The sequence below is a fragment of the Mycobacterium novum genome, assembly GCF_010726505.1.
GTDB lineage: Bacteria > Actinomycetota > Actinomycetes > Mycobacteriales > Mycobacteriaceae > Mycobacterium > Mycobacterium algericum.
The window spans coordinates 2,054,782-2,078,758 of sequence record NZ_AP022562.1; the positions used below are offsets into that span (position 1 = coordinate 2,054,782).

A 23,977-nucleotide genomic window follows, 5' to 3' on the forward strand; every position below is an offset into this window, starting at 1 on the left:
GGGGAGCGGCTGGCTCACTTGAGCGTGGCGGCCGCGTGCAGCGCAGCGATGTAACCGAACACCAGGCCCTGCCCGATTGTGGCACCGGCGCCCGGGTAGCTGGCGCCGAAAGCGTTGGCGGCGGTGTTGCCGATCGCGTAGAGACCGTCGATCACCGAACCGTCCTCACGCAGTGCCCGCCCGTAAACGTCGGCGCGGAGGCCACCGCAGGTGCCTAGATCACTGAGAACGACCTTTACGGCGTAGAACGGGCCCCGGTCCAGGGGACGCAGATTCGGATTAGGCGCGGTGGTGGGATCGCCGTAGTAGCGGTCGTAGGCACTGACGCCGCGATTGAAGTCGACATCCACGCCCGTGCGCGCCATCGCGTTGAAGCGATCCATCGTGGCGATGAATACCGGCGGATCGACCCCGATGGCGCTCGCCAGGGCCGACAGATCTTCAGCGCGATGCGCAATACCCGCGTCGTACCACGTCTGCGGTATCGGCATGCGTGGAAATAGTTCTGCTGCAAGCAGATAGCTGTTGCGGTACTTCTGATCGAAGATCATCCACATGACTTCCACCGGGTTTCCCGCCCGTTCGCGCTCGAGCATCTTCTGTCCGAAGGACATGTAGTCGATGGCTTCGTTGACGAAGCGCTGTCCGGTCTGGTCGACCAACAGACAACCCGGCAGCGATCGCTCGGCGAGCATCACCGTGGGTTCGGCACCCGGTAGCGGCGCGAACGCGGGAAACCACCACGCCTGGTCCATCAGCGTGGTGTCGGCGCCGCAGACATCTTGAGCAAGACGAATGGCATCGCCGGTGTTTCCCTCGGCGCCGAGGCTGGCGTGTTCGCCGAGTAGTTCGGACTGAAACTTGTGCCGCCAGCTCATCAGATGGTCGAAGCCACCGGCTGCCAAGACCACACCGCGCCGGGCGGTTACCGAAATCCGCGTACCGTTATGGGCCACGACGGCCCCCGTGACCCGGTCGCCGTCAAAGCTCAGCTCGCAGACCGGTGAATCGGTCCACACCGGGATTCCGGCCCGCAGGACCCCGGCGTACATTCCAGCTGCCAACGCCTGGCCTCCGGCGGCGTAGCGCCGACGCAGGAATAGGCCACCGATTCCCTGGACGGCCCGCAACATGATGCGGGGCACCGCCTTCAGCGGAACCTTGACCATGAGGTTGAGCCAGCGATAGTCTGCCCCGGTCACCGGCATGGGAAACGAGGACTTCATCACGCCGGGGCGGAGGCGCGCCAACTCCGGGCCGAGCACCGCGGTGTTGAACGGGCGACATTCGCAGGTGCGGCCGACTGCGCTGCCTCCTGGCTGTTCGGGGTGATAGTCCGAGTAGCCCTTGGCCCATTGGAATTTCATCTCAGTGGTACGCCGCAGCATCTCCACTGTCGCTGCGCCGTGGTCCAGAAATGCGTGTGCGCGGTCATGGGGGGCGGCATCACCGATGACTGCGTCCACATACCTGCGCGCGGCTGAGCGGGTGTCATTCGAACCCGCCCCGATAAGGATCGGGTTGGCCGGCATCCAGAACGCCCCGCCTGACCGCGCCGTCGAGCCTCCGACGTAGCCGGTCTTCTCCACGATCAGCGTCGACAGGCCCACTTCGTGCGCAGCCAGTGCTGTCGCCATCCCGGTGCCGGAACCGACCACGAGGAGGTCGACGGTGATTTGGTGTAGATCGGTCACCGGCCGATTCTGGGGCCAATAGTCACGATATGTCCCCGCCGTGCCCGGTCAGTGGAACATCGTGCCGATCCACGAGTGTGGCGGTGTTACAACAGCAGCGGTTCCTGCAAGCGATGAACAGCGAGGATGGCCGAAATGACAACGTTAGAGCCCGACTGCGTCGGAGAGGTTCGCCAGATCGAGGCGCAGGCCGCACCGACGCGCTTTGCGCGGGGCTGGCATTGTCTGGGCCTGACCCGGGAACTCGGTGACGGAAAACCGCACGCCGTCACCGCGTTCGGAGGCAAGTTGGTCGTCTTTCGCGGTGCTGACGGGCCGATCAACGTTCTTGATGCCTACTGCCGGCACATGGGCGGCGATCTTTCGGACGGCGAGGTCAAGGGCAATGAGATCGCCTGCCCGTTCCACGACTGGCGCTGGGGTGGCGACGGCCGATGCAAGAAGATCCCGTACAGTCGGCGGGTTCCCAGGCTGGCTCGCACAATGGCATGGCCGACCATGGAGCAAGACGGCATGCTGTTCGTCTGGAACGATCCGGAGAAGAAGGCTCCCCCCGCCGACGTGACGATTCCGCGCATCGAGGGTGTTGGCGGCGAACAGTGGACGGATTGGCATTGGTACACCACGATCGTCAACACCAACTGCCGCGAGATCATCGACAACATCGTCGACATGGCGCACTTCTTCTACATTCACGGTGGACTTCCCACCAGCTTCAAGAATGTGTTCGAGGGCCACGTCGCCACGCAGTTCTACCAGAGCGAAGCGCGACCGGATCTCGGAGCCGGTGAGGGAGCCGCGATCCTAGGGACGACCTCGGTGGCCTCCTACTACGGGCCTTCGTTCATGATCGACGATCTGACCTACCACTACGAGCACGGCGATCAACGCACGGTGCTGCTCAACTGCCACTACCCGATTGACGCGAATTCCTTTGTCCTGCAATACGGCATCACGGTGGAGAAGTCGGAGGCGCTGCCGGAGGATGCGGCGATGCAGATGGCCGTCGCTCTCGGCGACTTCGTGAAGATGGGTTTCGAACAGGATGTGGCCATCTGGCGGCGTAAGGCGCGGATCGATAATCCGTTGCTGTGCGAGGAAGACGGACCGGTCTACCAGGTACGCCGTTGGTACGAACAGTTCTACGTCGACGTCGACGAGGTCACCCCCGACATGGTTGATCGTTTCGAGTTCGAGATCGACACCACCCGCCCGCGCGAGGCGTGGATGAAGGAAGTCGAGGACAACCTCGCCAACAACCGCCTACCGCGTTTGGTGGGGTTGACCAAACATGCTGATGCGTCCCGATAATCGGCTCAACGACGCACCGATGACGCCGGTGACCTGCCGGTCATGCGGCGCTCGGGTGCTGGCTCGCAAGAGCAGCTGGGAGCAGACCAGCGTGCAGTGGAACGGCGCCGCCGTGGACTTGTGCAAGGAACGCCAGACGGCGGGTGCGGGCTTGCGGCCAGGCATGTTCCTGGTGTGTACGAAGCTTCGCGCGTCGATCGAAGCGGCTGCCGGCGCTGGCTCGTTGCCGGTGCTCGACGAGCTCTGATCGCGACCGCTGCAGGCTACGGATCTACGGGTGTGGCCCCGCGGGCTGACCGCGCGGCCACCCTGGAAGCGGTTGGGGTTCAGCTCAACTGGAACGCGCTCAGCGGCGCTTCGTCGGGATAGATCGCGGGGCCGCCGAGGTCGTAGCCGGCGTTGAGGGCACCGATGAAGGCGGGGTCGTGCAGCGGTGCGCTGGGGATGTCGAGCTTGACGCCCTTCCTGCCGAGATCGTCGACCATCATGTCGATGGCTTTGTCGATGGTCAGGTCGTCGGAGTGGTCCATGTTCTTCTTGAGTTCGTCATAGTCCCGGTAGACCTCGGAAGACCAGTGGACCAGGAAGCGCAATTCATCGGTGTGATGGCGGGCGATGACGTCTTCGCCGTTCTTGAGTACCCAATGGTCGTGGGATGCGGGATCACCGGCGAACACCGTGTCGAAAGCCAGTCCGGCGGGCATCTGCTGATCGAGCGGACCGTTGGCCTCGCCCCGGTGGACCAGCATCTCGTTCTGCACCACGACGCCCCGGTTGTACACCGGCGGCTGGATTCGTTTGGGCGCCTTGAGCGGACCGTCGGGCCAGTAGGTGAATCCGCTGCCCTCATCCAATGAGAACCAGGTGATGACCTGCGCCATCTTGATCAGATAGTCGGTGAACAGCCCGGACTTGCCCATCACGCTGACGAGCCAGGTGGGAGCGTTCTCGTATCGGACGCCCCGGAAGCTCGGCGAGTCGAGATGTCCGGGATCGCGGTTTGCGCAAGGGCCGTTGATGTTGAACAACATCATCTGCGGCTTGGCGTACTGGGCGTTCCAATACGACTTCGCCATGTCGAGAAACTCGGCGTTGTAGAAGCAGTCGTGCAGTTCCGGATAGAGCACGGTGCCGTGGTTGGCCAGGAAACCCCGAAAGGTCGGAGTCAAAAACAGATCCAGCGTGGGCGTGTATCCCTCGGGGAACTGGCCGCTCATGGTGGCGATCAGTTCTTCCGGCGACGCGAAGTGCTGGGCGAGGATCAGTTTCCACGGGCCGTCTCTACGGACTACGTCGAGAAGGCACTCCTTCTGGTCGGCGGTGTAGACGCTGTCGATCTCGCGAGGCGGCGAAGCAGGGCGGAGGATGTCGGAAAGCTCCATTCGCCGCTCGTCGGTGAGCATCACAAGGACTCCTTCTGGTGTGGTGGCGGCATCGGTGTGCGCCATTGCTGCTTTTGATTGTCTGCGGCGTGAGCTGCGTCGCGCACCCATGGTGTCCGGCCATCGGGAGGTTGACGAGATGTCAACCGCGGCACGTTAAACGCCTAAAAGGGCAGGGGGTTCGCGAACTTGGCGCGCAGCAACGCCCCGATCTCCGCCATGGCGAGACGTCCCCGCGCGGTCGCTTCCGACCGCATCAGGAAACCGTGATAGATGCCGGGATACCGGGTGATCGTGGTTTGCACTCCAGCGTCGCGTAGCCGCCGGGCATAGCGTTCACCCCAGTCGGAGATCGGATCGAGCTCAGCGGTGACCACGATGGCCTGCGGCAGGCCGCTCAAGTCGGCCGCGTACGCGGGTACGCGACGGACGTCATGCGGTGTTCCGGCACCGACGTCGGCGAGCTCATGCAGATAGTCGATGTCGGCACGGCTGAGCATCGGAGCGTCCGGTTGGCTGAGTATCGATGCTGCTGCCATGTCGCGGTCCACGCCCGGATACATCAGGACTTGGGCAAAGATCTCCGGGCCGCCCTGGTCTCGTACCCACAACGCGACCGCTGCGGCCACGCCGCCACCGGCACTGTCCCCGGCTATCACCAGCCTGGTGGCATCCAGCCCGAGCGTGCCGGCGTTGGCCGCCGCCCATTCGGTGACCGCCATCGCGTCCTCGAACTGCGCCGGCGGCGGGTTCTCCGGCGCCAGCCGGTAGTCGACCGCGATCACCACCGCGCCGCTTGCGGCGGCCATCGCCCGAGCCATCGGTTCGAACGAGTGATTGGAACCCATCACCAGACCGCCGCCATGAAGATGGACGATCACCGGCGCCGGTCCGCCGGCGGGCTCCGGGCGATAGATGCGTATCGGGACAGGCCCGCCGGGGCCGGCCACCGCGGTGTCGGTGACGTCGCCCATCTCCGGCATGTCGGCCGGCGGGGGCGCCGATTCCAGCGAAGCGCGCACCGCTGCCAGTCCCCGCTCCCGGAGCGGCATGGCCGGCCCGAACGTTGCCACCCGGGCCGCGGCATCGGGATCCAGCACACGGCGATGCGGCGCGATCACGGTGGTCTCCCTAGAGCTTGGCTGGATCGAAGCGGGACTGGCTGCGCAGCTGCGGCGGCACCAGCGTGGTCAGCACTTTCGCTCGCTCGGCCATCGCCGAGCGGACCTGCTCGGGTTGGGTCAGCAGGTAGAACCCGCCCTGCGCAGACTGCGCGAACACCGTCTCGGCCGCCTCGAGGGGATCTAGCGCGCCGGCTTTGATGTCCAGCATGGCTTCGCGCTGGGACTCCGCGGCGGTGACGTCGGCACCGGCTCCGTCAGCGTCCACACCGCCGGCGGCCTCGAAGATGTTGGACTTGACCGCACCGGGAAGGACCGCCTGAACATGGATGTGATCGGCATGCCCGGCCAGCTCGACCTCCAGGCGCAGGCATTCGGTCAGCGCCAGTACCGCGTGTTTGCTGACGATGTAGGGGGTCTGCAGCGGGACGGCCGCAACTCCGCCGATCGACGATAGGTTCCACACCCATGCCGGAGCGCGGGCGGCGATCATCTTGGGCAGAAAGGAACGGACGCCGTGGAAGACCCCACTGACGTTGATGTCCATCACCCGGTTCCAATTGGTCACCGGGGTGTCCCACAGATAACCGAACTGTTCGACTCCCGCGTTGTTGACCAGTAGCCGAACCGGGCCGACGTCGCGGTAGGTGTGTTCGGCGAGCGCATCCACCGCGGCCGGGTCGCGGACGTCGCACACCACGTCGACGGCCGTTCCGCCGTCGGCGGTTACTTCGTCCCGCAGCGCTGCGATGGCGGCGCTATCAACGTCGGCCAGGACCAACGACATGCCCAGCCGGTGCGCGTGCCGGGCGAGGCCGGCGCCGATTCCGGCGCCGGCGCCGGTGATGACGGCGACTCCGCCGCCGAAGACATCGCGTGGGATCAAGGGACCGGTGCTCACCGGTCAGGTGGTGGTCGCGGCGTTCTCAGCGCCGGGAAGCCCGCTGCCGACCAATGGTTCGGAGTTCGTGACATCGAGGATGACCGACATCGTGGTGAACTCGAGCCCGCTGGGGCTGCTGCCCCCGCGCCGAACACCGACCTCGGTGACCCCACTGGATACGGCGAACGGAACGAAGTTGGTGACCTGGTTGACGAAGAGGTAGAAGCGCGCGTAGGTGACGTCACCCTCGCGGCCGGTGATGTGCAGGTTGGTGGTGTGGTGGCGCAGCGGATATGGACTTGCGTCGCGATGTTCGATCAGCCACGGCACTACCTCCGCCGCACTGGCCAGGTCAGCGGCGAGGGATTCTTCGAAGGGGCATGCGCCGGAGTCACTTCGACTGAGGTAGGTGGCATCCGCGGCGAAAGCTGCGCCCATTTTCGGGTAGTCAGCCTGGTCGTAGTGGTACCAGAATTCGCCGATGAAGTTCTGCAGCTCGGTCAGCGAGATGGTGTTGTCAGTGCTCACGGAACGTGTCTCCCAGGTATTGGCGTGCGGAAACCAAGTGCTCCGTGAATTCAACCGCCGATCGGCCTGCTACGGCACCCCGGTAACCGGTCAGTGGAACACCGAAGCCGCCGTGGACTCAGTCGGTGATCAGGCGCCACAGTCCGGCGGCCCCGGCGGCCAGCGCTGCCCGGGTGACCTCCTCGTCCCAGTACCGGACCGACCCGAACTCGGAACGCCATGCCAGGGCCGCCCGGGTGTACTCATGCAGCCGGTGTTCGATCGTGGTGCCGATGGCCCCGAACGCCTGGTGGCCGTTTCGGACCGCCACCGAGGTCGCGTGCCCGGCGCAGGATCGTGCCACCGCGACGAGGAACCCGAGGTTGGGTGCCGACCAGTCGCTGGCGACGGCGGTTGCGAGAGCAGTTTCGGTGGCTGCCCGGGCGAGTGCGGCTTCGGCCGCGATGTCGGCGATCAAATGCTGGATCGTCTGAAACTTCGACAGCGGGCGGCCGAACTGGGTTCGCGCGCCGGTGTGCTCGACGGAGAGCTCGAGGATCTCGTCCAAGGCCGCACAGACCTGTATCGAGCGCACCAAGGCGGACCGGAGCCGAAGCTTCGTCAGAAGCTGCTCGGTGACGGTGACACCGGCGAGCGCCGAGACCTCGGCGGACACGGTATCGCGCGGTTCGCCGATGAGGTTGCTGCCCGGTGTGATTCGCAAATCAGTTTGGGCGGCGTCGGCCACCAGATGAATGTCATCGTGCCGCCAGACCACCACGATCTTCTCGGCGGTTGAGGCCCATGGCACCGCGGTGGCGGTGCCGGATGCGTCGAGCGTGCAGACGGTGCGCGCGGCCGCGTCGATCGGTGCCCCGATTTTCTCGAGGAGCCAACAGGCCAGGACGTCGTGCTCGGCCAACGGCGCCCGGACGCCGTGCCGCACCGCCGCCGAGAACAGTTCAGCAGCGTCATACCAGCTCGCGCCGCTTCCCCCGGCCTCTTCGGAGCCGGACAACCGCACCAATCCCAGTTGATCCAAGCTGGACCACAATTCGGTGTCGCGACGGACCGGCCCGCTGGGCGGCTGCGTCTCCCGGTAGTCGGCGAACACCGCGTTCATCATGTCGGCCAGGCCCCGGTCGACACCGCGGGTGTTTGGTTCGGAGGTGCTCATCGCATCCCCAATCCACGCGCGATCACGCCCCGCAACACCTCATTGGTTCCACCTCGCAGCGTGAAGCCGGGACGTTGGTCCACCGCGGCCGCGATGAGTTCCCGGTAGGACGATTCGATCACCGAGTCGTCGCCGGCTCGCAGATCGGCGAAGTCGGCAATGTCGCCCTCCGTGCTGGTGCCGAGGACCTTGACCACGGCTGCCGCGAGGTCGGCGGACTGGCGTCGTTCCAGTGCCCCGGCCACGGCGGTCGACATCTGGTGCAGCCCCGCGATCCTGGCCACCAGACGGCCCAGGTCGGCGTCATGAGGGATCTGCTGGGCGGCCATGGCCTGCGCCGAGGCGGCCAGCAGCGGGAAAGTGGACAGCAACCGCTCCGGTCCGCTTCGCTCAAAACTCAGTTCCGAGGTGACTTGGCGCCAGCCCTCGCCGATCTCGCCGAACACCATGGTGTCGGGAACGAACGCGTCGTCGAGAATGACCTCGTTGAAGTGGTGGCTGCCACCCATCGAGACGATGGGCCGCACCTCGATCCCGGGACCGTCGAATCGCACGATGAACTGGCTCAGCCCGGCATGGCGATCGGCAGGATCCAGCGGTGCGGTCCGGGCCAGGACGATGAAGGCATGGGCCCGATGCGCTCCCGATGTCCAGACCTTGGTGCCGGTCAGCCGCCAGCCGCCTTCGGTCTGCACCGCGCGGGTGCGCACGCTGGCCAGATCCGAGCCGGAGTCCGGTTCGCTCATGCCGATGCCGAAGAAGCATTCACCGGCCGCGATCTTCGGCAGGAATTCCCGCTTCTGCTCTTCGGTGCCGTATTTGAGCAGCGACGGCACGATCTGCCGGTCGGCGATCCAGTGCGCTGCCACCGGGGCGCCGGCGGCCAGCAACTCCTCGGTTACCACGAACCGGTCGAGGAAGGAACGGCCCCGGCCGCCGTATGCCGTCGGCACGGTCATGCCCAGCCAGCCGCGGGCAGCCAGCGCCGCGGTGAAGGCTTCGTCCCAACCGCACAACCACGCATCCACCGACGGGGTGAAACCGCCGGTGGCGAGTTGCTCGGCGAGGAAGGCGCGGACCTCGGCGCGTAGCGTCGCGGTACTCGCCGACTCCGCGGCGGCTGCCGGAACCAAGCGGGGCAGCGCCATCAGGGGCTCCGCCATTCGGCGATGCGACGCTCATGCTCGGCATCGCGGTGGGCCAGCGGCTGCATGGCGGCCGCCATCGCCAGCGTCGACTCCATCGGGCCGGTTCGCGACTCCTGCAGCAGCCGCTTGGCCATCCGCAGCGCATGCGACGGGTTCTTGGCGATCCGGTCAGCGAAATCCCTGGCCGCGCTGAGAAGTTCGTCGTGCGGCACCACACGGCTGACCAGTCCCCAGGCCAGCGCGGTCGCCGCGTCGACACGGTCGCCGGTCAGCGTCATCTCGGCGGCCCGCTCGTAGCCGATGGCTCGTTGCAGGAACCAGGTGCCGCCGTCGCCGGGAATCAGGCCGATCTGCACGAAACTCTCGGCGAACGAGGCCCGCTCGGAGGCGATCCGGATGTCGCACATGGCGGCCAGGTCGCAGCCGGCGCCGATCGCAGCGCCGTTGACCGCGGCAATGATCGGAATCTCCAGTCGCGCCAGGGCACGCGGCAACCGCTGGATTCCGTCGACGTAGGCATAGCGCTGGTCGAGCGGGTCCAGGCTGAACATTCCCTGGCGATCGGCCATCTCTTTGACGTTGCCACCGGCGGAGAAGATCTTGCCTTCACCGGTCAAGATCACCGCCCGCACCGATGTGTCGCGATTGGCGGCGTCCACGGCGGACTCGAAGGCGGTGACGAACTCCGTGTCGGAGATCGCATTGCCGATGTGAGGCAGGTTGATGGTCCACACTGCCACGGCATTGTCTGTGGTGATTACCAGCGGTTCGGCTGACGTGGTCATGGCTTGGAGACCTCGAACTCTCGTCGGGTGAGCGGTCGGTGCATCAGACGTGCCTGATACCGGTCTCACGGTAGTTGGAGTGACTTGATCTGCAGATACTCCTCGAAACCGATCCGCCCCAGTTCTCGCCCGATACCGGATTTCTTGTAGCCGCCGAAGGGTGCCGCGGGGTTGTACTTCCCGCCGTTGATGTCGAGCTGGCCGGTCTGCACCTGGCGGGCGAACGCGATCGCGGTGTCGTCGTCGGCGGCCCAGACCGCGCCGGACAGGCCGTACGGCGTGCCGTTGGCGATGCTTAGCGCCTCGTCGGCGTCGCGGTACGGGATCACGGCCAGCACCGGCCCGAACACCTCTTCTTGTCCCAGTTCGGAGGCCGGGTCGACATCGGCGAAGACCGTAGGGGCGATGTAGTAGCCCACGTCGCGCACTTGCTGTCCACCGCCGGCCACCAGCCGCGCCCCCTCTTGCGGCGCGCGCTCGATGAATCCGAGCACGGTCTGGTACTGGGCTTCGGAGGCCGACGGGCCGATGCGGGTGCCCGAATCCCACGGGTCACCCACGGAGTACTTCGACACCGCCGCCTGCACCAGATCCAGCGCCTCGCTGTAGCGCGACAGCGGCACGAGCATCCGCGTCCAGGCCATGCAGGTCTGGCCGCCGTTGAGGAACGCGTTTCCGACGCCGACCTTGATCGCGGTCGCCAGGTCCGCGCCATCGAGGATCACGTTGGCCGACTTGCCGCCGAGCTCCAGGGCGACCTTCTTGATGGATTGCCCGGCCAGTTCGCCGACCCGGCTGCCGACGGCGGTGGAGCCGGTGAAGGACACGAAGTCGACATCGGGATGAGCGGCCATCCGCTCACCGACCACCCGGCCGGGCCCGGAGACCAGGTTGACCACACCGGGTGGTAGGCCCGCGTTCTCCAGAGCGTCAACGAACTCGAACACCGACAACGGTGCGTCGTTGCTGGGCTTGAGCACGACGGTGCACCCGGCCGCGATGGCCGGCAGGACTTTGGCGACTACTTGGTATAGCGGGTAATTCCACGGCGTGATGGCGGCGATGACGCCGTAGGGCTCACGAAGCACCAGCGAATTGCCGATCCGCTGCTCGAACTCGAACGTGGCGAGCACGTCGGCGAATCCGTGGGCGACGGCAAGAGGAACCTGGGTCTGCACGCTTTGCGCGATCCGGGTCGGTGCGCCCATCTCCCGGGTGATCGTCTCGGCGATGTCCGGCAACCGCCGTTCCATCGCGGTGATCACCGCGTCCAGCCGTCCGCGACGTTCATCGACCGTGATCAGCGGGTCGAAGGCCCGACGTGCCGCGACGACGGCGGCATCGACGTCGGCTTCGGTGCCGCTGGGCACCGAGCCACAGACCTGTTCCGTCGCCGGGTCGATCACCTCGATGGTGGCGGTTCCGGCGGGATCGACCCACCGCCCGTCGATGAAGAGCTTGCTGCGGGCGTAGTCGTGGTTGCTCATCATCGCTTTCCGGTCGGGTGAATGCATGGCACGATGCTGGCGCGGACGTTGTGTCGGCCGTCGGCGGCCGCAAAGGCCTCGTTGATGTCATCGAGCGGGTAGCAGGCGGATGCGAGAATCTCAAATGGCAGCTTGTGCTGGTAGTCCGCCAGGAAGTCCAGTGCCCGGGACAGCACGGCCGGGTCGTAGAGCGAGACGCCGACCATGGTCTTGTTGCCGAAGACGAATCGCGACGGGTCGAACGCGAATGTTCTGCCGATGTTGATGTTGCCGATCTCGACGTAGCGCCCGAACTGGCCGAGCAGCTTGAGCCCTTCGTCGATGGCGGCGGGATGGCCGACCACCTCGACCACCACGTCGGCGCCGTGCCCGTCGGTGAGATTCCGGACGATCTTGGCGCGCTCCTTGTCGGTGGTGGCCTCGGTGATGTCGATGACGGCGTCGGCCCCGAAAGCCGCGGCCAACTTGAGGCGTTCGGCGATGCCGTCGATGGCGATCACTTTGGCGGCGCCGCGTGCCTTGGCCACCGCGATGGCGTACAGGCCGAGCGCGCCGGCGCCCTGGACCACGACGTACTCGCCGAGTTGCTGCCCGACCCGCTCGAGGCCGTACATCACCTGCGACAGAGCGCAATTGGCTCCGGCGGCGATCTCATCCGATACCGAATCGGGCACCGTGTAGACGACTGCCCCGGCCGGTAGGAGGAAGTAGTCGCCGTAGCCGCCGACGAAGTACGGCGGCTCGTCGGCGCGGCCCAGCATCGCCATCTTCAGGTTGAGGCAGGCGTTGCGACGCCCGGCCAGGCAGTTGCGGCAGGTGTGACAGCAGAAGAAGTAGGGAAACACCACCCGGGTACCCACGTTCAGCGGCTTGCCGTTGGCGTCGGCGGTGACGCCTGCGCCGAGTTCAGCTACGGAGCCGACCATTTCGTGGCCAAGCACAGTGGGGAGTTGCCCGCCGAGCCCACGGGTGGCGAAAGTGCCGTGCCAGGCGTGCACGTCTGAACCGCAGATGTTAGCGCGTGTCACCCGGATGAGGATTTCGCCCGGGCCGACGTCCGGTACCGGTACGGTGTCGATCTCGAACGGCTTGCCGGGTTCGTCGAAGCGGGCGATACGCCCCGTGCGTGGGCCAGTACTCACGATCGGATTCCTCTCCGTCAAAACCAGATTCGACGCGGCGCGGTTGTCGCCGGTACGTCCGACGGCGGGGCTTGTGGGCGCGCAGCGATGTCCTCGCGGCACCGTATTAGGCAACCGAGCCGGGTGGCTGCGGCGTTCCCGCCCAGCGGTCAACCTGCTACGTCACCGCTGGCTGCTCGAGGCTGAACCGGTCCCGCAACTCGCGTTTGAGCAGTTTGCCGCTCGGATTCTTGGGCAACGACTCGACGAAGAACACCCGTTTGGGTGTCTTGAACCCCGCCAGATGCGTCCGGCAGTGGGTGAGGACATCACCTTCGGCGATCTCGATGCCGTCGCGGACCACCACTGCGGCAACGACTGCCTCCACCCATACCGGGTGGGGCAGGCCGAACACCGCGGCTTCCTCGATGCCGGCGTGCCGGTAGAGCACTTCTTCGACCTCGCGGCTGGCGACGTTCTCGCCGCCGGTTTTGATCATGTCCTTTTTGCGATCCACCACGTGCAGCAGGCCGTGGGTGTCGTAGTAGCCCAGATCGCCGGAATGAAACCAGCCGCCCCGGAAGGCTTCGGCCGTCTTCGCCGCGTCGTCGAGGTAGCCGAGCATCAGATGTGGGCTGCGGTGGGCAATTTCACCCACAATGCCGCTGCCGACGTGTGCGTCGTTCTCATCGAGGATCGCGGTTTCCACATTGATCACCGGTCGTCCCGCGGCGCCGGGATGGGCATCCTGTTCGTCGGGACCCAGAGCCGATGCGAGCGGAGCCATTTCGGTCTGCCCGTAAAAGTTCCACAACCGCAGACCGGGCAGCCGATCGCGGATTTCGGCCAGGATCTCAACCGGCATGGCCGATGCGCCGTAGTAGCCCTTGCACAGTGTGGACAGATCCACCTGGTCGAACAACGGTGAGCGCAGCAGCGAAATCCACACCGTGGGCGGCGCGAAATAACTCGTGACACCGTACTTTTCAATGGCGCGCAGCACCGCCTCGGGTTCGGGACGCGGCAGGATGATGCTGGTGGCACCGAGGTAGATATCGGTGATGAGGAAGTTGTCGAGTTGTGCGCAGTGATAGAGCGGCAAGGAGTGGATCTCGATATCGGTGCTCTCCATCGACCCGGCGATGATCGAGCTGATGTAGTTGCCCATCAGGCTTCGGGTGGAATGCATCGCGCCCTTTGGCCGCGACTCGGTTCCGCTGGTGTACATCAGCCGGATCAGTTGATCGTCGGCGACATACGGCTGCGGAGCCTTTGAGGTGGTCTGCAGCCACTGCGCGAAGTCACTCCAACCCGAGGGCAGGGTCTGGCCGGGCGGGACCAAGGCCGCGGTGGTTCGAACAGACCGACTGCCTTGCATCGCGGTCTGGGCCGTAGCAGCAAGATCGGCCTCGACGATGAATCCGCTGACCCCGCTGTGCTCGAGGATGAACGCGATCTCCTCGGCGGTCAGCATGAAGTTGATCGGAACGAGCACCACCGCGGCCCGGGCGGTGGCGAAGGCCAGAACCGCGTACTGCCAGCAGTTGCGCGCCAGCACCGCGACACGGTCGCCGGGACCGAATCCACGGTCCTGCAACGCAGCTGCGGCGCGGTCGACAAGCTGCTCGAACTCGGCGAAGGTCAGCGACACCTCGCCGTCGATGAGCGCGATCTTGTCCGGGTGCTTGCGGGCCGGGCGCCGCGGGATGTCACCGAGCGCGTGGCTACGGGCCGCTGCGAGCACGGCATCCAGCTCCTTCATGCCCCGGACTGTAGGTCCAACGGTCAATCCACACTCAAACAGCGTCCCGCTGAGTAGACACGAGCCGGGCACTTGGCCGCCGCCGATCGGATACTCGTCGTCACGACCAAGGAGGTTCGATGACGACCGACGTGCCGGTGACGGCCGACCGCACGGGCCTGGATCCCGAGGAGCTGCGGGCCAATCTGCGTCAGGCGGACGCCGGCGTCCTGGTCGCTGTGCTGGCGCAGCTGACCGGCGACCCTGCCGCCGTCGATCGGTTCGCGGACAAGATCTTCTTCGAGCCCGACCCGCCGGAGCAGGTTGGTCTCACCGATCCAGAAACCCGTGAACGGCTGGTGGACGCGGTGGCGGCCGCGCTCGGCGCACCGCGTCCACAGGCAGCGCTGCCGGTCGACGATCCCAGTCTGTTCGCCCGCATCGCCCCGCTTGCGCTCGGCACCCCGGTGACCGAAGAGTACATCGGCCTGCTGCTCGAGCAGGGCGGGTTTCAGCCGTCACAGCCGGTGTTGCCGCGGACCGCCTCCCTGCCGAGCGGGTTCAAGGTGGTCATCATCGGCGCCGGTATCGCCGGGATGGCAGCGGCGCTGGAATGTTCCGCCGCCGGCATCGACTACGAGATCATCGACCGCAACGATGAGGTGGGTGGCACCTGGTACACCACCGTGTATCCGGGCATCGGTGTCGACACCCCATCCGCCTATTACTCGCTGTCGCGCGACATCAACGGCGACTGGTCGAGTTATTACCCGCAAGGCGCCGAATATCAGAAGTATCTGGAGTCGGTGGCCGACAAGAACAATCTGCGCGACCACACCCGGTTCTGCACCGAGGTCGAAGCCCTGTGGTGGGACGAAGACCGCCTGCAGTGGCAGATCCACGCCGTGGATGCCAACGGCACCCGCGATCTCAGCTACGCCAACGTCGTCATCCCGGCTGCCGGCTACCTCAATCGCCCCCGGAGGCCGGACTTTCCCGGGCAGGACACCTTCGCCGGGGTGAGCATCCACTCCGCTGAGTGGGATCGCACCCTCGACCTGCGCGGCAAGAAGGTGGCGATCATCGGGGCGGGCTGTACCGCGGTCCAGATCGTGGACGCGTGTGTGGGCGACGTCGAGCATTTGACGGTGTTCCAGCGCCAGCCGCACTGGGTGGCGCCGCGCAAACGTTTGACCGACGATGTGCCCGATCACCGCCGCTGGCTCAACACCCACATCCCGTTCTATGCCAATTGGAATCGGCTCAAGTCGTTCTGGGGTACCGCGGACAACAACTATCCGGTCATTGTGCGAGACCCGGAATGGGCTGCTGAGCACCTGTCGATCTCGCCCACCAACGACGTGCTGCTGCAGATGTGCCTGGATTACATCGACCGGGTGTTCGGGGCGGACTCTGAGCTGGCGAAGAAGGTCACCCCCGACTTCGCGCCGTACGGCAAGCGGATCATCCGAGACCCCGGCGGCTATTACGCGGCGCTGGCCGAACCCCACGTCGATGTCGAAGCCAGCGAACCCGCTCGGGTCAACGAGCATGGCATCGTCACGCAGGACGGTCGGCAGATCGACCTGGACGTCATCGTCTACGCCACTGGTTACTACCTGGATTTCTTGTCCACCGTGGACATCCGGGGCCGCGACGGACGCAAGCTCAGCGAGGTCTGGGGGGACAGCCCGAGCGCATACCGGGGCGGCATGGTGCCCGGATTCCCCAACCTGTTCATCTCCTCGGCGCCCAACTACAGCCCGGGCCATGGCGCCGGCCACAACTTCGGCGTCGAGGTGATGGTGCACTACGTAATGGAATGCTTACAGTTGATGGCGCTGCGCGATGCGTCGACGATCGAAGTCAAGCCGGAGGCGTTCGAAGGTTACGTCCGCCAGATCGACGACGCGATGGAGCAAACCGTGTGGTGCCACACCCCGACCGCGCACACCTACTATCGCTCGGGCGGGGGCCGTATCGTCACCGCGTTTCCGTTCCGGCTGATCGACGTGTGGCAGAGCCACCGGGCTCCGATCGAAGGAGACCTCGTCCTCCAGTGAGCGGGTTACTCAGTGGCAGAACAGCATTAGTCACCGGTAGCAGCCGTGGCATCGGCCGGGCGATCGCGCAGCGGTTGGCTGCCGAAGGTGCGACGGTGGCCGTGACTGCCCGCTCGCACCAGCCCTCGCCGTCTACTCGCGCGGGGCAGACGAAGTCGCTACCCGGCACGATCGCCGAGACCATCGACTTGATCGAGGCTGCCGGCGGGACGGCATTCGGTATCGCTGCCGACCTGGAGGACACCGGACAGCGAGCCGGACTCATCGACCAGGTGGTCGAGCGCACCGGCCGCCTCGACATCCTGGTGAACAACGCCGGCTATGCCGACTACTCGATCATCGAGAAGATGTCGATGGAAACCTTCGACCGCACCGTAGAACACTACGTGCGCACCCCCTTTGTGTTGATACAGCAGGCGATTCCACGTATGAGGCGACAAGGCGCGGGATGGATCGTGAACATCGGATCGGTCACCGGGCTGGCACCGGCACGGCCTTACCGTCCGTACAACAAGACCTCCGGAGATGTGGTCTACGCATCGATGAAGGCGGCGCTGCACCGGCTCACCCAGGGCCTGGCGGCTGAACTGCTGGACGCCAATATCGCTGTCAACGTCGTAGGCCCATCCAGCGCGGTGCGCACCCCCGGCGCAGACAGCCTGATCCCCGAGACATTTCCGACCGAACCGGTGGAGTACCTCGCCGAGACCGTGCTGGCGATGTGCCACCTTCCGGCCGCCGAGCGCACCGGCCTGGTGGCCTTCAGCCTGCACTACCCGTGGTCGCAGCAGCTGGCGGTGCACAGCCTCGACGGCAGCACGCGGCTTCCACCACTGGAGCCACCGAAAGTCGCCAATCCGAACATCCTGCCCGCCGGACTCTGACCGGCGCCAACGGGCGCGCGCTGCTCACCGGGTCCGAACCGGATGCAATACCGGGCGGTTCAGGACACAAAAGCTATGACAGACCCGGTCGTGGATGATCACATCGGGGCTCTCCGGGTCGAACCATCGATCCACCACCGCCCAGTGGATTGGGTGCATCAAGTATGGACCCATCAGCCCCTCGACGTCGGTGAATTCCTGCTCAAAGACGTGCGTCCATGCCGTGCGGCCCACCGGTTCGTGCACCCGGCTGAGCTGCCAGGCGCGAATCGTGGTGACGTAGTGCGGCATCGATGTCAGCTCTGCTTCGAAACGAGCCACGGTGGCCGACGGCGTATCGGGCTGCACGCGCAGCAGCAGCGTTCGGTACACCCTGCCCGCGCCGCCGACGCAGGTGGGGTCTCCCGGATAGGTCGCTCCGTTGAGTCGAGTGATCGCCGGATCGCTCAGCGCTCGGGCGAAACGCGGCTCCTCAGATCGCCAGTGCTCCCGGTCGGTGAAACGCAGGTGCGCCAGCAGGTCACCGCCGTTACGCGAACCGGATTCGGTCCGTTCGACGACCCAACGCAGCGCACTGCTGGCCTCGGCGGCTGCACAGACGGTCGCCAGCACGCGGTCACGTTCGGGGGGATCGACATCGAGAAGTCGCGTGACGCTAAACATCGGTCGCCTCACCGCACAGTGCGTCGACGTCGTGGGCAGCGGCCGCGACCGAGCGGGTCCGCTCCACAACCAACTCGTCGATCGCCGACCACCATTGCCCCACTGTGGCGTCAGGGCGTCCCTGCCAGGTCATCTGCCACCAAGCCAGCGGGCTGGGCAACGACCAGGTGATCGTTACCGTGTTCGACTGGTCATCGAACCAGATCGGCGGACTGACCAGTACATTTTGCAGCGTCATCCCGCGCTCCCTGGCCCCGGGCGCGTATTCGGCGAGATAGCGGTCGACGAATCGGCGGGTCTGGCCAGGTTTGGTCAGTATCCGATCGATGACGAACACCTCTGCCATGGCAGAAGGCTAGAGGCCGACCCACGGCCCGCGCGGTTGTAGTCCCAGACATCGGGAGATCACCGTTGACGTGGACGGTGGACGGGGACAACTGTTGACCCATGGCAGATCTGAACCCGAATCCGTTCGCGCCAGCCGACCTGGGTCCGGTCCGGCTGCGGAATCGGGTCATCAAAGCCGCGACGTCCGAGGGCCGTTCACCGCAGGGCTTGGTCACCGACGACCTGATCGACTTCCACCTGCGTTTCGCCGACGGCGGCGTCGGGATGACTACCGTGGCGTACTGCTGCGTGTCGCCGCAAGGGGCCAGTGCCCCGGGACAGATTGTGATGGACTCCGGGGCGCTGCCCGGACTGCAGAAGCTGACCAGTGCAGTGCACGGTGCCGGTGCAGCCATCTCGGCGCAACTCGGCCACGCCGGTGTGGTGGCACAGAAGAAGCTGACCGGCGTGACTGCGGTGGCGCCGAGCCGCTTTGTCAACCCCACCTCGTTCGCCTATTGCCGCGAGATTCGCCGTGACGAGATCCGCGCCCTCATCGATCAGTTCGCCGCAGCGGCGCAGGTTGCCGTCGACGCCGGATTCGATGCGGTTGAGCTGCACTTCGGCCACTTGTATCTGCCGAGCTCCTTCCTCAGCCCCTTGATCAACCGTCGCAAGGACGAGTACGGAGGCGACATCGACGGCCGGTCGCGACTGGTGCGCGAGATCGCCGAACGAGTCCGCGAAGTCGTGCAGCGAAATATCGCGGTGATCGCAAAGCTCGACATGGATGACGGCCTACCGGGCAGCATCTGGATCGATGAAGCGTTGCGCACAGCACAACTCCTCGATGCCGACGCGACACTCGACGCCATTGAACTGACCCAGGGTTCGTCGGTTTTCAAGCCGATGTATCTGTTCCGCGGCGACGTGCCGGTGCGCGAATTCGCCCGGGTGATGCCGCGCGCGATGCGCCCCGGGGTTCGGGTGTTGGGCAAATGGGCGATGGGCGCGTATCCCTACCAGGACCTCTACATGCTCTCGGCGGCGCGCCAGTTTGTTCCCGTGATGCGCAATACCAAGCTGATCCTGCTCGGCGGTATCACCAATCGCCAGCACCTGGAAACCGGTATGCGGGAGGGTTTCGATTTCATGGCCATGGGCCGAGCCCTGCTGCGAGAGCCGGATCTGGTCAACAGGATGACCGAAGACCCCGAGGTACGTAGTCGCTGCACCCACTGCAACAAGTGCATGGTGACGGTATTCTCGCGGACCCACTGCGTCCTCGACCCCGACCAGCGTTACGGGACCGCCATGTCTGTTGGTGCCCCGTCGGAAACCATTGCCGCAAAAGGCTGATCGGCTAGTTCTTGACCGGCCGGGGCAAGAGCCCGGTGAGGTAGGCACACGCCTGCTTGCGCGCCCGTGCACAGATGCCGAGCGTGGGCATCGTCATGAATCCGTGCACGGCGCCCTCAAAGTAGCGCTGTACCGTCGGCACGCCCGCCCGTCGCAGCGCCTCGATGTAGGCGAGTCCCTCATCACGTAGCGGGTCGTGGCCGGCGATCACCGCGACTGTCGGAGGAAGCCCGGAGTGGTCCGCGGCATGCAACGGCGACGCATAGGGGTGGGTGCGGTCGGCCACGTCGGGCACGTATTGATCCCAATACCACTGCAGTGCGGGCAGCGGGTTGTAGTAGCCGCGGCCGAACTGGCGGTAGGACTGTGTATCGAAGTCGGCTGCGATAACCGGATACAGCAGCAGCTGGGCGGCCAGGCGCGGCCCCATCCGGTCTCGGGCCATCAGTGCAGTGACGGCGGCAAGGTTACCGCCGGCGCTGTCGCCGCCGACGAGCAGAAGATTCGGGTCGCCGCCGAGTTCGCCGATGTGGTCCGCCGCCCAGTTGGTGACGGTGTAGGTGTCCTCGGCAGCAGCGGGCCAACGCCCCTCTTCTGACGCGCGCCGGTAGTGCACTGAGACAACAACGGCGGGAAGGCGGTTCGCAAAATCCCGGCACAGGCCATCGTGGCTGTCCAGGTCACAGAACACCCAACCTCCGCCGTGCGCGTAGACCAGGGTCGGGACCGGGGTTTCGTCGGCCGCGGTGGGACGGTAGATCCGGATCTGAACCGGTCCGCCCGGGCCCGCGACGGCACGGTCGTGTACTTCGGCCACGGGTTCGGGATTGGCGGGCGGCGTGAAACGGGCGCGGATGGCGGTACGGGCTTCGTCGCCGGTCATGGTGTGGACCGGTGGGAAGCCGGCGTTGAGCACTTCGATGATGGAGGCGATCTGCGGATCCAGAATCATGCGAGCCGCAGGTTCGCGTCGTGGACCGCTGGGCGCAGGGCCGGCCCGCCGCGTAGTGGCCGCCTCTGCTGGAGCGTGGGCGCCACGCGAATGGGGCCACAGTCCACGGCTTGCCAGATACCCATCGCGGCGATACGCACCGGGGCGACCAGGCGTTGGTCGAACATCATCCGGTTCATCGGTCCGCAGACCGAGATCGCTGCGACCGCCTCGCCAGGGTCACCGATCGGCGCGGCCACGCAACCGAAGCCGGGCAGTGACTCCTCCCGGTCGAAGGCTATGCCGCGAGAGCGTACCTTCAGCAGTTCGTTACGGAGTTGGGCATGGGTGGAGATCGAGTACTTGGTTTGACGGGGGAGCAGGTCAGTATCCGAGGCGTCCCGCCCGGACTCGTCGGCGAAGGCCAACATCGCTTTGCCCAACGCCGTACAGTGCGCTGACTGGCGACCGCCGACACGGGAGGGGATCGCTGCGGCCATACGGTTGCCGACCTTCTCCATGTACACCACATCGGACCCTTCGAGGACAGCGAGGTGGACCACCAGGCCGGTCGCTGCGTGCAGTTCGTGCAGCTTGGGGATGGCCGCCCTGTGCAAGCGGTCCTGGTGCACGGCCAGCGAACCGAGTTCGACCAGTCGCATACCCAATTCGTAGTCGCGCCCGCTGCGACGTAACCAGCGCAACTGCACCAGGCGCTCGAGCATCCGGTGCGCAGATGAACGCGGCAGCCCCGTCCGCCGCACGATCTGGGCCAGAGTCAAGCGCCCGGGTCCGTCGAATGCGTCGAGGACCAGGGAGACCCGGTCGATGACGGCGCTGGGGGTTTCGGCGGCGGCCTTCTTGGGAGCGGTCGTGGGCAGCGCAGGTGCGGGGGGCATCAGGTCTCCGTCCGTATTACTAATAGACATATGTCTAATGCACATATACCTACCACACGTGTGTGGGTGCTGTCACACTCATCGCCGGATTCGGGGGTGCCGCATAGCCGCAGCGACATAAGCGCCTGTCAGGGTCGTGCGGCGCTGCGCCCGGCCCGCCTGCCGTAGAAGCTGCCGTCGCCCAGCGAGATTCCGCTGGCATAACCCCAGGCAGCCAGCCCTGCCGCCGAACGTCCCGCCGCGTAGAGGCCGGGGATCGGCACACCGCTGACGTGCACGACCTCTGCGTCGAGCGTGGTGGCCAGGCCGCCTAGGGTGAACCCGCCGGTGCAGTCGCGCAGATCGATCGCCCCGACCGGAGAGCCGATGGGTCTCAGCCACTGCGCCTTCTTGTGCAGCAGGGGGTCCGTCCCGCGGGCAGCGCCCGCGTTGTAGGTGGCAACCGTGGCTTGCAGCGAGCCGGGGGCCAATCCCATCTCCGATTCGAGTTCGGCGACGGTGCCGGCGACCCAGGTGGGCGGGCGCATCATGAGTTTCGGTGAGGCCGACGCCATCGCCGCTTCTTGGGCTGCGTCGTCGAGGATCAGGTAGGCGGTGTTGTCCTGGTGGTAGAGCGTCAGCTGCCCGATCCGGCCGGGATAGCTGTCCTCGGCGACATAGCGCTGGCCCCGACCGTTGACCAGAATGCCGCGCACGAGTTGCTGGGGGTCGATGAAGATGGCTACCTCGGTGGCATCCATGTGGGCAAGGTCGGCGCCCAGCGCCTGGGCCATCCGGATCGACTGACCATCGTGCTGCTCTACCGATGCCGCGGGCCGGCCCGCGATGCGCGGTGCGAACTGCGCCACCATGGCGTCGTTGTAGGCGAAGCTACCGGTGGCCAGCACCACTCCGCGGCGGGCACGCAGGGCGATGTCCTTGCCGTACTGGCGGGCGATGACGCCAACGACTCGGCCGTCGGACTCGACGGCGAGTCGCTGCGCGCGAATGTCGTAGAGCGCCCGGGCGCCCGCGGCCAGTGCGGTGTTCACGAGCGGCTTCATCAACATGTAGCCGGCGCTGGCCTCGCCCTGCTTCTTGTCGACCATCTGTGGGATGTGGCCACGCGGTGCGGGACTGGCGATGGTGTTGAAGGGGTGGGAATTCTCCCCACCGGAGTACATCAGGCCGTGGTCGCCCAGCGGCTCCCATCCGGGCTCGCCGAAGAACTCGGCCTTGAACGGCACTCCGCAGCCGACCAGCCACTCGAAGTGGGCCACGCTGCCGGCGCAGTAGTCGGCGATCCGGTTCTCGTCTGCGCCCGGGCCCATGGCAGCGTTGAGGAAGGCCGACATGTTGTCGACGGAATCCTCGAAGCCGCACGCCGCCTGCAAGGACGTCCCGCCGCCGAGATAGATGAATCCGCCGGCCATTGCCGCTGCTCCGCCCCATGATCCGGTGCGCTCGAGCACCAGCACGTCGGCGCCGGCGCGGGTCGCCTCCACCGCGGCAGCGGCGCCGGCTACCCCGAATCCGGCAATGACGACGTCGGCCTCGTGGTCCCAGCTACAAATGTCTGCGGCGGCAATCGGGGAGACGTCGTTCCTCACGGGCGCATTGCTGCCGGCAGGTCATCAACCCATTGGTGGCCCCAATAGCTGTCAGCGGTGATTTCCTCAGCGGTGTAGTGACTTTCGTTGACGCGCATGCCCTGGGTGCCGAACTCCACGTCCCAGTCCCCGGGGGCGCGAACATAGAATGACACCATCTTGTCGTTGGTGTGCCGACCGAGTGTCGAGGACAGTTGAAATCCGTCCCGGTTGACCCGGTCGAGCGCCTGGCCGACTGCGTCGAGCGTGTCCACCTCGACCATCAGATGGATCAGACCGGGGTCGCGCAGCGTCGCTGCCGGGCAGAGCGCGAGACTGTGATGGCGCTCGTTGACCCCCAGGAAACGCACGCGCACCGGTCCGAACTCCGGCGGTGCCGGCACTCGGAATGCCCCTCGCGACTTGAAGCCCAGTGTCTCGGTATAGAAGGCGAATAGGCCGTTGACGTCCAGAGCCGGCAAAACCACGTGGCCGAGGCCTTGGTCCCCGGTCACGAATCTCGCGCCGAACGGGGTGATTACCGGGCTGTGATCCAGCACCGGGCCGTGAAACACTTCGAGGTGGTTTCCAGCCGGATCATGGAATGCGACGCCGTCTTCGACGCGACGGACATCGGCCTGCGCCGGCGACAGTTGCGTGTATTCGATACCGGCGCGTTGCAAGGCGCTGCGGACGTCGCTGAGTGCGGTGTGGTCGCGTACCTCCCAACCGACGGTGACGATCTTGTCGCTATCGCCGGGACTGACGATGATACGTGCTGCGCGCTCGTCCATTCGCAGATACAGCGAGTCTGCATCGGGTCCACTGCCCTGGGCGAAACCCAGTACACCGAAGGCGAAGTGGCGCCACCGATCGATGTCGCTCGTCTGCACGTACACATATCCCAGACTCTTAATGGCGTTCAC

The 23,977-nt window shown here is 65.9% G+C and carries 22 protein-coding genes; 5 read left to right on the plus strand and 17 right to left on the minus strand.

The genetic code is table 11. The features are described from left to right. Positions 1-14: 14 nt before the first annotated feature. Positions 15-1,637 carry a 3-ketosteroid-delta-1-dehydrogenase gene (locus G6N19_RS09535; RefSeq protein WP_408632494.1) on the minus strand — a complete coding sequence of 541 codons (1,623 nt, stop codon included), beginning with the start codon at positions 1,635-1,637 and terminating at the stop codon, positions 15-17. A gap of 192 nt (positions 1,638-1,829) precedes the next feature. Here G6N19_RS09535 and G6N19_RS09540 point away from each other — a divergent pair, with 192 nt between their 5' ends. Together G6N19_RS09540 and G6N19_RS09545 are read left to right on the plus strand one after the other, a co-directional pair. Beyond that, positions 1,830-3,005 carry a Rieske 2Fe-2S domain-containing protein gene (locus tag G6N19_RS09540; RefSeq protein WP_193466206.1) on the plus strand — a complete coding sequence of 392 codons (1,176 nt, stop codon included), beginning with the start codon at positions 1,830-1,832 and terminating at the stop codon, positions 3,003-3,005. Then, positions 2,986-3,252, plus strand: coding sequence for a hypothetical protein (locus tag G6N19_RS09545; protein ID WP_041319236.1), 267 nt, complete (start codon positions 2,986-2,988; stop codon positions 3,250-3,252). Before G6N19_RS09540 ends, G6N19_RS09545 begins: the two co-directional genes overlap by 20 nt. Positions 3,253-3,331: 79 nt before the next feature. Here the strand turns inward: G6N19_RS09545 and G6N19_RS09550 are convergent, their stop codons facing one another. The 10 genes from G6N19_RS09550 to G6N19_RS09595 all read right to left on the minus strand — a co-directional run bounded on the left by G6N19_RS09550 (position 3,332) and on the right by G6N19_RS09595 (position 14,378). Next, positions 3,332-4,408, minus strand: coding sequence for a hypothetical protein (locus G6N19_RS09550; RefSeq protein ID WP_041319233.1), 1,077 nt, complete (start codon positions 4,406-4,408; stop codon positions 3,332-3,334). 143 nt (positions 4,409-4,551) lie between these two features. Next, complete coding sequence (locus G6N19_RS09555; RefSeq protein ID WP_013831188.1) at positions 4,552-5,508, minus strand: alpha/beta hydrolase; 957 nt, start codon at positions 5,506-5,508, stop codon at positions 4,552-4,554. 10 nt (positions 5,509-5,518) lie between these two features. Continuing rightward, on the minus strand, positions 5,519-6,409 hold the full coding sequence (locus G6N19_RS09560) for an SDR family NAD(P)-dependent oxidoreductase (RefSeq protein WP_408632473.1): 891 nt from the start codon (positions 6,407-6,409) through the stop codon (positions 5,519-5,521). A gap of 3 nt (positions 6,410-6,412) precedes the next feature. Beyond that, positions 6,413-6,919 (minus strand): nuclear transport factor 2 family protein, encoded by a 507-nt coding sequence (locus G6N19_RS09565; protein ID WP_193466207.1) that lies wholly within the window; start codon positions 6,917-6,919, stop codon positions 6,413-6,415. Between the two features lie 118 nt (positions 6,920-7,037). Beyond that, the gene (locus G6N19_RS09570) at positions 7,038-8,075 is read right to left on the minus strand and encodes an acyl-CoA dehydrogenase family protein (protein ID WP_193466208.1); all 1,038 of its coding nucleotides are present in this window, start codon (positions 8,073-8,075) and stop codon (positions 7,038-7,040) included. Further along, positions 8,072-9,223 carry an acyl-CoA dehydrogenase family protein gene (locus G6N19_RS09575; RefSeq protein ID WP_193466356.1) on the minus strand — a complete coding sequence of 384 codons (1,152 nt, stop codon included), beginning with the start codon at positions 9,221-9,223 and terminating at the stop codon, positions 8,072-8,074. The genes G6N19_RS09570 and G6N19_RS09575 overlap by 4 nt, the downstream gene beginning before the upstream one ends. Further along, complete coding sequence (locus tag G6N19_RS09580) at positions 9,223-10,008, minus strand: crotonase/enoyl-CoA hydratase family protein (protein WP_193466209.1); 786 nt, start codon at positions 10,006-10,008, stop codon at positions 9,223-9,225. Before G6N19_RS09580 ends, G6N19_RS09575 begins: the two co-directional genes overlap by 1 nt. A gap of 65 nt (positions 10,009-10,073) precedes the next feature. After that, positions 10,074-11,495, minus strand: coding sequence for an aldehyde dehydrogenase family protein (locus G6N19_RS09585; protein WP_193466357.1), 1,422 nt, complete (start codon positions 11,493-11,495; stop codon positions 10,074-10,076). Then, positions 11,495-12,637 (minus strand): zinc-binding dehydrogenase, encoded by a 1,143-nt coding sequence (locus G6N19_RS09590; protein WP_193466210.1) that lies wholly within the window; start codon positions 12,635-12,637, stop codon positions 11,495-11,497. The genes G6N19_RS09585 and G6N19_RS09590 overlap by 1 nt, the downstream gene beginning before the upstream one ends. 157 nt (positions 12,638-12,794) lie before the next feature. Then, positions 12,795-14,378 carry an acyl-CoA synthetase gene (locus tag G6N19_RS09595; protein WP_193466211.1) on the minus strand — a complete coding sequence of 528 codons (1,584 nt, stop codon included), beginning with the start codon at positions 14,376-14,378 and terminating at the stop codon, positions 12,795-12,797. 119 nt (positions 14,379-14,497) lie between these two features. Between G6N19_RS09595 and G6N19_RS09600 the strand changes: the two genes are divergently transcribed. Then, positions 14,498-16,420, plus strand: a complete 1,923-nt coding sequence (locus G6N19_RS09600; protein WP_193466212.1) for an NAD(P)-binding domain-containing protein — start codon at positions 14,498-14,500, stop codon at positions 16,418-16,420. Then, a complete protein-coding gene (locus tag G6N19_RS09605; protein ID WP_041319224.1) occupies positions 16,417-17,304 on the plus strand; it encodes an SDR family NAD(P)-dependent oxidoreductase in 888 nt (295 codons plus the stop codon). Before G6N19_RS09600 ends, G6N19_RS09605 begins: the two co-directional genes overlap by 4 nt. A 24-nt stretch (positions 17,305-17,328) precedes the next feature. Here the strand turns inward: G6N19_RS09605 and G6N19_RS09610 are convergent, their stop codons facing one another. Beyond that, positions 17,329-17,967, minus strand: a complete 639-nt coding sequence (locus G6N19_RS09610) for a Dabb family protein (RefSeq protein ID WP_013831177.1) — start codon at positions 17,965-17,967, stop codon at positions 17,329-17,331. Further along, positions 17,960-18,313 (minus strand): hypothetical protein, encoded by a 354-nt coding sequence (locus G6N19_RS09615; protein ID WP_013831176.1) that lies wholly within the window; start codon positions 18,311-18,313, stop codon positions 17,960-17,962. Before G6N19_RS09615 ends, G6N19_RS09610 begins: the two co-directional genes overlap by 8 nt. 101 nt (positions 18,314-18,414) lie before the next feature. On the opposite strand from G6N19_RS09615, the gene G6N19_RS09620 reads away from it, so the two are divergent. After that, positions 18,415-19,653 carry an NADH:flavin oxidoreductase gene (locus tag G6N19_RS09620; RefSeq protein ID WP_013831175.1) on the plus strand — a complete coding sequence of 413 codons (1,239 nt, stop codon included), beginning with the start codon at positions 18,415-18,417 and terminating at the stop codon, positions 19,651-19,653. A 4-nt stretch (positions 19,654-19,657) separates the two neighbouring features. Here the strand turns inward: G6N19_RS09620 and G6N19_RS09625 are convergent, their stop codons facing one another. From G6N19_RS09625 to bphC, 4 genes are all read right to left on the minus strand, one after another. Continuing rightward, positions 19,658-20,605, minus strand: a complete 948-nt coding sequence (locus tag G6N19_RS09625; RefSeq protein ID WP_013831174.1) for an alpha/beta hydrolase — start codon at positions 20,603-20,605, stop codon at positions 19,658-19,660. Then, positions 20,602-21,483: an IclR family transcriptional regulator gene (locus tag G6N19_RS09630; RefSeq protein ID WP_193466213.1), complete on the minus strand. Its 882-nt coding sequence runs from the start codon at positions 21,481-21,483 to the stop codon at positions 20,602-20,604. The genes G6N19_RS09625 and G6N19_RS09630 overlap by 4 nt, the downstream gene beginning before the upstream one ends. A 128-nt stretch (positions 21,484-21,611) precedes the next feature. Continuing rightward, a complete protein-coding gene (locus tag G6N19_RS09635; RefSeq protein WP_041319221.1) occupies positions 21,612-23,072 on the minus strand; it encodes an FAD-dependent oxidoreductase in 1,461 nt (486 codons plus the stop codon). Next, complete coding sequence (gene bphC, locus G6N19_RS09640) at positions 23,069-23,977, minus strand: biphenyl-2,3-diol 1,2-dioxygenase (protein WP_041319218.1); 909 nt, start codon at positions 23,975-23,977, stop codon at positions 23,069-23,071. The genes G6N19_RS09635 and bphC overlap by 4 nt, the downstream gene beginning before the upstream one ends.

Bases quoted from the DNA above. Each gene is read 5' to 3' on its own strand.
- G6N19_RS09550 (WP_041319233.1), bottom strand. From the start codon at position 4,408: ATGCTCACCGACGAGCGGCGAATGGAGCTTTCCGACATCCTCCGCCCT.
- G6N19_RS09575 (WP_193466356.1), bottom strand. From the start codon at position 9,223: ATGGCGCTGCCCCGCTTGGTTCCGGCAGCCGCCGCGGAGTCGGCGAGT.
- G6N19_RS09625 (WP_013831174.1), bottom strand. From the start codon at position 20,605: ATGATTCTGGATCCGCAGATCGCCTCCATCATCGAAGTGCTCAACGCC.
- G6N19_RS09615 (WP_013831176.1), bottom strand. From the start codon at position 18,313: ATGGCAGAGGTGTTCGTCATCGATCGGATACTGACCAAACCTGGCCAG.
- G6N19_RS09540 (WP_193466206.1), top strand. From the start codon at position 1,830: ATGACAACGTTAGAGCCCGACTGCGTCGGAGAGGTTCGCCAGATCGAG.
- G6N19_RS09585 (WP_193466357.1), bottom strand. From the start codon at position 11,495: ATGAGCAACCACGACTACGCCCGCAGCAAGCTCTTCATCGACGGGCGG.
- G6N19_RS09545 (WP_041319236.1), top strand. From the start codon at position 2,986: ATGCTGATGCGTCCCGATAATCGGCTCAACGACGCACCGATGACGCCG.
- G6N19_RS09630 (WP_193466213.1), bottom strand. From the start codon at position 21,483: ATGCCCCCCGCACCTGCGCTGCCCACGACCGCTCCCAAGAAGGCCGCC.
- G6N19_RS09580 (WP_193466209.1), bottom strand. From the start codon at position 10,008: ATGACCACGTCAGCCGAACCGCTGGTAATCACCACAGACAATGCCGTG.
- G6N19_RS09610 (WP_013831177.1), bottom strand. From the start codon at position 17,967: ATGTTTAGCGTCACGCGACTTCTCGATGTCGATCCCCCCGAACGTGAC.
- G6N19_RS09570 (WP_193466208.1), bottom strand. From the start codon at position 8,075: ATGAGCACCTCCGAACCAAACACCCGCGGTGTCGACCGGGGCCTGGCC.
- G6N19_RS09600 (WP_193466212.1), top strand. From the start codon at position 14,498: ATGACGACCGACGTGCCGGTGACGGCCGACCGCACGGGCCTGGATCCC.
- G6N19_RS09535 (WP_408632494.1), bottom strand. From the start codon at position 1,637: ATGGCGACAGCACTGGCTGCGCACGAAGTGGGCCTGTCGACGCTGATC.
- G6N19_RS09620 (WP_013831175.1), top strand. From the start codon at position 18,415: ATGGCAGATCTGAACCCGAATCCGTTCGCGCCAGCCGACCTGGGTCCG.
- G6N19_RS09595 (WP_193466211.1), bottom strand. From the start codon at position 14,378: ATGAAGGAGCTGGATGCCGTGCTCGCAGCGGCCCGTAGCCACGCGCTC.